6 protein-coding genes are annotated in these 6,100 nt (G+C 28.5%); 2 read left to right on the forward strand and 4 right to left on the reverse strand.

The annotated features are described in order from the left end of the window. Positions 1 to 4 precede the first annotated feature (4 nt). The 3 genes from AC1XJX_RS04700 to AC1XJX_RS04710 form a co-directional block, all read right to left on the reverse strand. A complete protein-coding gene (locus tag AC1XJX_RS04700) occupies positions 5 to 1,267 on the reverse strand; it encodes a mechanosensitive ion channel family protein (protein ID WP_482002808.1) in 1,263 nt (420 codons plus the stop codon). Then, positions 1,260 to 1,556, reverse strand: a complete 297-nt coding sequence (locus AC1XJX_RS04705) for a DUF3817 domain-containing protein (protein WP_482002809.1) — start codon at positions 1,554 to 1,556, stop codon at positions 1,260 to 1,262. Before AC1XJX_RS04705 ends, AC1XJX_RS04700 begins: the two co-directional genes overlap by 8 nt. Before the next feature lie 62 nt (positions 1,557 to 1,618). Beyond that, a complete protein-coding gene (locus tag AC1XJX_RS04710; RefSeq protein ID WP_482002810.1) occupies positions 1,619 to 2,236 on the reverse strand; it encodes a YqaA family protein in 618 nt (205 codons plus the stop codon). Between the two features lie 885 nt (positions 2,237 to 3,121). On the opposite strand from AC1XJX_RS04710, the gene AC1XJX_RS04715 reads away from it, so the two are divergent. Further along, positions 3,122 to 3,694, forward strand: a complete 573-nt coding sequence (locus tag AC1XJX_RS04715) for an agmatine deiminase family protein (RefSeq protein ID WP_482002811.1) — start codon at positions 3,122 to 3,124, stop codon at positions 3,692 to 3,694. Between the two features lie 16 nt (positions 3,695 to 3,710). Continuing rightward, on the forward strand, positions 3,711 to 4,280 hold the full coding sequence (locus tag AC1XJX_RS04720) for an agmatine deiminase family protein (protein ID WP_482002812.1): 570 nt from the start codon (positions 3,711 to 3,713) through the stop codon (positions 4,278 to 4,280). 187 nt (positions 4,281 to 4,467) lie between these two features. Here the strand turns inward: AC1XJX_RS04720 and AC1XJX_RS04725 are convergent, their stop codons facing one another. Then, positions 4,468 to 5,811: a sensor histidine kinase gene (locus AC1XJX_RS04725; protein ID WP_482002813.1), complete on the reverse strand. Its 1,344-nt coding sequence runs from the start codon at positions 5,809 to 5,811 to the stop codon at positions 4,468 to 4,470. Between the last annotated feature and the right edge of the window lie 289 nt (positions 5,812 to 6,100).

A 6,100-nucleotide genomic window follows, 5' to 3' on the forward strand; every position in this document is an offset into this window, starting at 1 on the left:
TGTTTTAATTAATAAGCTTATTTTTTTTACTAAAACTTGAGTGACTAGGTAATTCAAAAACTTCTAACTCAAAATAAGGTAGCGATGCTAAAAGATGATCAAAAATATCAGACACGATATACTCGTAGTTTTCCCATCGTTTATCACTACTAAACGCATAAATCTCTAAAGGTATTCCTTGAGTAGTAGGTGCTAATTGGCGTGCCATAATCATCATGTCTTTATTAATAGCTGAATGATTTTTTAAATAGGAATCAATATATTTTCTAAAAACACCAATATTGGTAAGATTTCTACCGTTTATTAGGATGGTTTTATCAATCGTATTTTCAGTATTGTAGGACTTAATATCATTCTGACGGTTATTTAAATAAGACGTTATAAGTTGAATTTTTTTAAGTTTTTCTACGTCACTTTCTGTTAAATATTTAATACCATTTTGTTTTATATAAAGAGCTCTTTTTATCCGTCTTCCATTAGAATCCGTCATACCACGCCAGTTCTTAAAAGAATCTGAAATTAGGGCATAAGTAGGAATGGTTGTAATGGTTTTATCAAAGTTTTGAACTTTAACAGTGGCTAAGTTAATTTCAATAACATCACCATCGGCACCATACTTTTCAAAAGTAATCCAATCGCCAATTTGAACCATATCGTTTATAGATACCTGAATACTTGCTACAAAACCTAAAATAGTATCCTTAAATACTAAAATAACTACCGCAGAAATAGCACCCATTCCAGTTAAAAACCGCATGAAAGGAATGTTGGTAATTATAGCAATTGCTGATAAAAACCCAGCAACCCAAGCAAAAATCATAAAAACCTGAATATAGCTATCAATAGGTTTATCTTTTAATCGGGGTAATGTTTTAAAATAATCTCTAAGGGTGTTAAGTAAGCTTCTTACAATCCAAAGAGTTAAAATAAGAGCAAATACTTGCAATACTTTTTCTATAACAATATCTGAGTTTGGAAAATCAGCAAATACTAATGGTGTAAACTCTAAAGCTATTAACAAAGGAATGATGTGTGCTATGTTTCTAGGTACGCGGTTAGTAATTAATAAATCATCAAAATTAGTTTTGGATTTGATAGCAAATTGTGTAAAAGTGCTTCGTATTAATTTTCTAATTGTAAAATCTACTATAGCTATAACAAGGATTAAAACTATTAGTAGCGCTAGCATATTTAAATATTTAGCTACAACTTCAGTAACACTGTGTGAAACTAAATAATCATAAATTAAATGTTTGTAATTAGTCATTATGCGCTGTTTTTAAATACTTTTTATCAATATAAAAGGTTCCAAAAGGGATGATGGATACAACAAGTACCAGTATAAAAGTTTTGTTATTCCATTTAAAATCTTTTTTAAATGCGAAAGCCAATGCGATGTAGGCAATAAATAATACACCATGTGGCATACCTAAAAATTTAACATATATAGGGTTATCTGCTATATATTTAATAGGCGTAGCTATAAATAGCAATAATATATAAGAAACACCTTCAAGAAACGCTACAACTCTAAAAATATTTACAAATGAAAACATGTGTTTTTTTATGCAAAAATAGGGTACAATTACCAGATAACAGACCTCAATTTAAGAGTTTTTTAAAACACATTAAAAATGATTAATCCGTAGATTACAAAACGAAGCAAACGTAATGAACCATAAAGAACCACATTTTTAAAAGGAAACTCGATAAGTCCCGCAGCCATACAAGAAATTGAAAAGGGTAGCGGTAATAAGGCACCAACCACAATTAAAAAACTACCCCATTTTTTTGAGTTTTTGAGTTGTTTTTCCATTTTAACCTCCAAATAGTTATGTACAGAAGGTATTTTAGTAATAGCATGCCCAATCCAATAAGCTAATAATCCGCCAGTATACGATAGTATAGCTAAAATACTCAAGTAAAACCATGGACTGTACATTTTGCCAGACCAAGCAATAAAAATTTCTGGTGGAACCAGACCTAAAAGGGTTTCTGAAACAAAAAAGAAACTTAAAACACCATAAGCCGGTAAAATTTCTGTTAGTGTTACTAAGGCATTGTTAATATCAAAAAAATGATTTAAAGTATAAATTATACCAACGATAATAATAATATACGGAAGTGCTTTTTTTATAGCTAGCCATACAAACGAATAAAACCCGGTATAATTATAATACTGATGTAATAATTGTAAACGAGATTTTTCAATCTTTGTTTTAGACTTTGGTTTCATAACATTCTGATAATTTTAGGGCTTACAAATATAAGCTATAGATTCTATTTAAAATAGTTATAGTAGGAGCTTATCATAATTTTAACACAGGTAATAAAATATTCTATTTTACATAATATAAATTATAGTACAAATTTTCATTATGTAGTTTAGGGCATTGTTTCCATTTGATAGCTATAATTCAATATTATGTAAAATATCCCTGAAGCATTCGTTTTCATAAGATTAATTGGAAGTTGGGTCATTAAACTATTAAGCGGTTTGCTTCGCAGCGTTTAAAAAACATTTGTATCTATAATTAGCCGTTATGTAAAATAGCCGCTACCAAGCGCTCGATTGTTTTATAAAATCAAATTGCTCTGGCAATTTATTTTACACACAAATGCGTAGCATTCATGAGCTCCTTATTAAAACAATAAAAATCTGCGAATAACTTCCATCGCTTGCCAACGCCAAAATAAAAGCTAACCTTTTTGCTCTTATTAAAAATCGCGTATTCGATAAAATGTACGTCATAAAAAATTTTATACGATTCTCGTAAGCTTGCCACCAGAGCATAAATTTTAAGAAATCGACTTTTTAGGAGATTCACGAACACATTTGAAGTTTTTGCAAATAATTAAATATGTGAGTAAAAATAAAATTCTATGCACTTGTTATATTTAGAATTTCAATTAATCCTTTTTTTTGTTTCATTATATTGATAATCAATTTATTATTTAAAATAGTGTATTGAAACAAAGAAACAAAAATTAAAGGCTGCATATAATTTTGGAAACAATCCTATTTGATAAATAAGCGCTCATTTATGTTTACGCATTTGTGATTATATAAATAAAATTTTTATCTAAATTAGCTTAGTTCCAACTAACAGGAATATCCGAAATGAAAACAAAAATAATTGGACTTGTTTGTCTGGTAATGGCAGCAAGTTTAACTTGGTTTTTTATCTTTTATGATCAAGATTATCAACCTACTACAGATTTTGATGAAACCGAATCGCATTTAGTAGTTTGTTCTGACCAATATGCTAATATCTATCTCAATTTTATCAAGAATTTAGCTGAAGATGAGCATGTTACTTTGTACATTCCCGAGATATCAATGAGTAAGAGTGTGCATAAAGTGCTTGAGGCTTTTGGTGTTCGTATGGATAACGTTGAACTACAACTTATATCTGATGATAATATATGGATTAGGGATTTTGGTCCTGTTTTTTTAATTAATGAAAGTGGAAAGTCCAAAACTTTGAGTTTCAAGTATTATGGGGAAAACATGTTTCCTTATGAATATCAAGCTCTAGCAAAAGAGAGGTTGCTGGCTTCTAATATTATAAGTATAGGGGGCGCTAGAGAATTAAATGGTAAAGGACTCGCCATAATGGTTGAAAAGCACGAAGAGTTAAGAAATCCAACTGTTACCAAAGACGACATCACTAAAGAACTGAAAAAAAATTAGGTATAAAAAAAATTATTTGGTTAAAAGTGGGCTTCCACAAGATGAAATATTAATGGACTTACCGTTTATTGACGCCATTTACACCAGCGGTGCAGGACATCATATTGATAGTTTTTGCAGGTTTATTTCACCAAATACCGTTTTGCTCGCTCAGGTAAACAGTAATGAGGTAGCTACCAACCCTATTATGAAAATAGCCTATGAACGGCTAGAGGAAAATTATAATATTCTTAAAAATGCTTCAGATCAAGATGGAAAGCCTTTAAATATTATAAGAGTTCCTATGGCTCCGTTGTTTTTTGAAAATGAAACAAATTTTAATGTAACACGAACCTTTATTCGGTCTAACAGTTATTTAAACTTTATTTTGACAAAGCATAAAGTTATTGTACCAAGTTATGGACAACAGATTAAAAGTGAAGATGCTATTTCTAAAGATCTAGAGATAGAAAATAAATTCAGAACTATTTTTCCTGGAAAAAAAATAGTTATGTTAGATTGTGCGGACTTAAATAGAAATGGCGGGGGATTTCATTGTATAGCAATCAATAAACCGAAGAAAAAGAAAAAGAAAAAAGTAGCATAACTTTTTGTGAACAATTTAGAGGTCTAAGTTTTTAATTTTTGTCAATTTCTCTATTCAACACTAATTATTTTAACCCCTAACCTTATAAGTAGTTAGATTAAGTATAATGTTAATTTTTTTAACCAATCCTGTTGATGATTAATAATTAAAATAGATTTAGACGTGATTATAAATTATTTTATACTTATTAAAAATCCTTTAAAAGTCTAAAATAAAAAGTGGTTCCAATACCTTCCTGACTTTCTAACCAAACAGAACCATTATAAAAACTGATAATTTTTTTAACAATAGACAATCCAATTCCAGAAGACAATCCTGTGCTTTCTAACTTGGTAAAGACTTTAAATATTTTATCAAAATAATCTGACTTGATACCAATACCGTTATCTTTTACAAAAAACTCATAGTTTGCAACATTTTCTTTACATCCTATTTCTATTAGTCCGATTTCTTTATCGCAAAATTTTATCGCATTATGAATCAAGTTTTGAAAAACCTGTTTAAACCTCCAAGTGTTTCCGTACAAACTAGGTAAGTTTTCTTGAATAGAAACTTGTATATGACCTGGTATTAACATGGTTTGTAATACTTCCTTTATTATGAAATTAAAATCTACGAGTTTGTCATCTTCTTTTAATTTATCAATTGTAGAATAGTCTAAAATTCCTTTTATTAAAAAATCCATTTTTTCTACATTAAACAATATTTGATTTAATGATTTTAATGCTTTATCATCTAAAATGACTTTATGATCTTCCATGAACCAACTAACCAAGGTAAAGATGTTAATTAATGGTGCTTTTAAATCGTGTGATACCACATGCGCATATTCATTAAGCTCTTGATTTTGATTTGATAAACTTTTAAGCAATTCTTCTTTTTTCTTTTCTTGGGCTTTTATTCGTTCTTCATATTCTTTTTTCTGTAGGACATTAACCAACATATTAGCATAAACAAAAAGGATTTCTTGTTCGTTTTCAGTATAGGCATTTAATTTTTTAACCGAATCAAAACCAATAAAACCAATTAACTCATTATTTTTTATTTTAGGTATAGTTATTAAACTTTTTATGCCTTGAGGTTCTAAAATAGCACGTAAACCAAACTCGCCATCTTTTGGTAAAAGACTAACATCTTCAACATAAAATGCGTCTCCTTTTTTGTGTGCATTTAACCAATGCGTAATATAATCTATTGGTATATTTTGTAAATTATCTATCTCTGGGTCTATGCCTTTAGCACACCACTCGAAGGTATTAGAGCATGTATTGTTTACAAAATCATAAGAGAAAATATAACTCCTGTCTGACAAAACAAACTCACCAATTTGCTGTAAAGATTCTCGTATTAACTTATCTATATCTGATAAATCTGAATTAATATATTTTGTTGAAATACTAATTAATAAGTCTTGAAAACGTAAATGTCTCTCTATAATTTTATCTTTCTCTATTTGTGAAGCAACTTGATTATTCTGATTTATATCAATTACAGAAATATTATCAGTTGTATTTAGGTTTTCTTTTTGCATTTCTCTTGTTAGGATTTTATTTAAAGAGTTATATTGTTTTAACTAATATAATATATTTATTATAAAATTGATATTTATAAGTTAAAACCTTTATATTTCAATAAAATATTATTCCATACAACGCACAAGTGGCTTGTATCCTACTATTTATTTCGTACCGTAGATGCTTACTCTAATTATATTTTTGTTTTAAATTACTATAAGAAACATCATTTTTTAAAAATCTATAAAAACTTTTTAATAAATTAAAAAAAACCAAAAATGTGAAAGGAACTTTGTGTTAATAAAA

Source organism: Flaviramulus sp. (genome assembly GCF_982512915.1).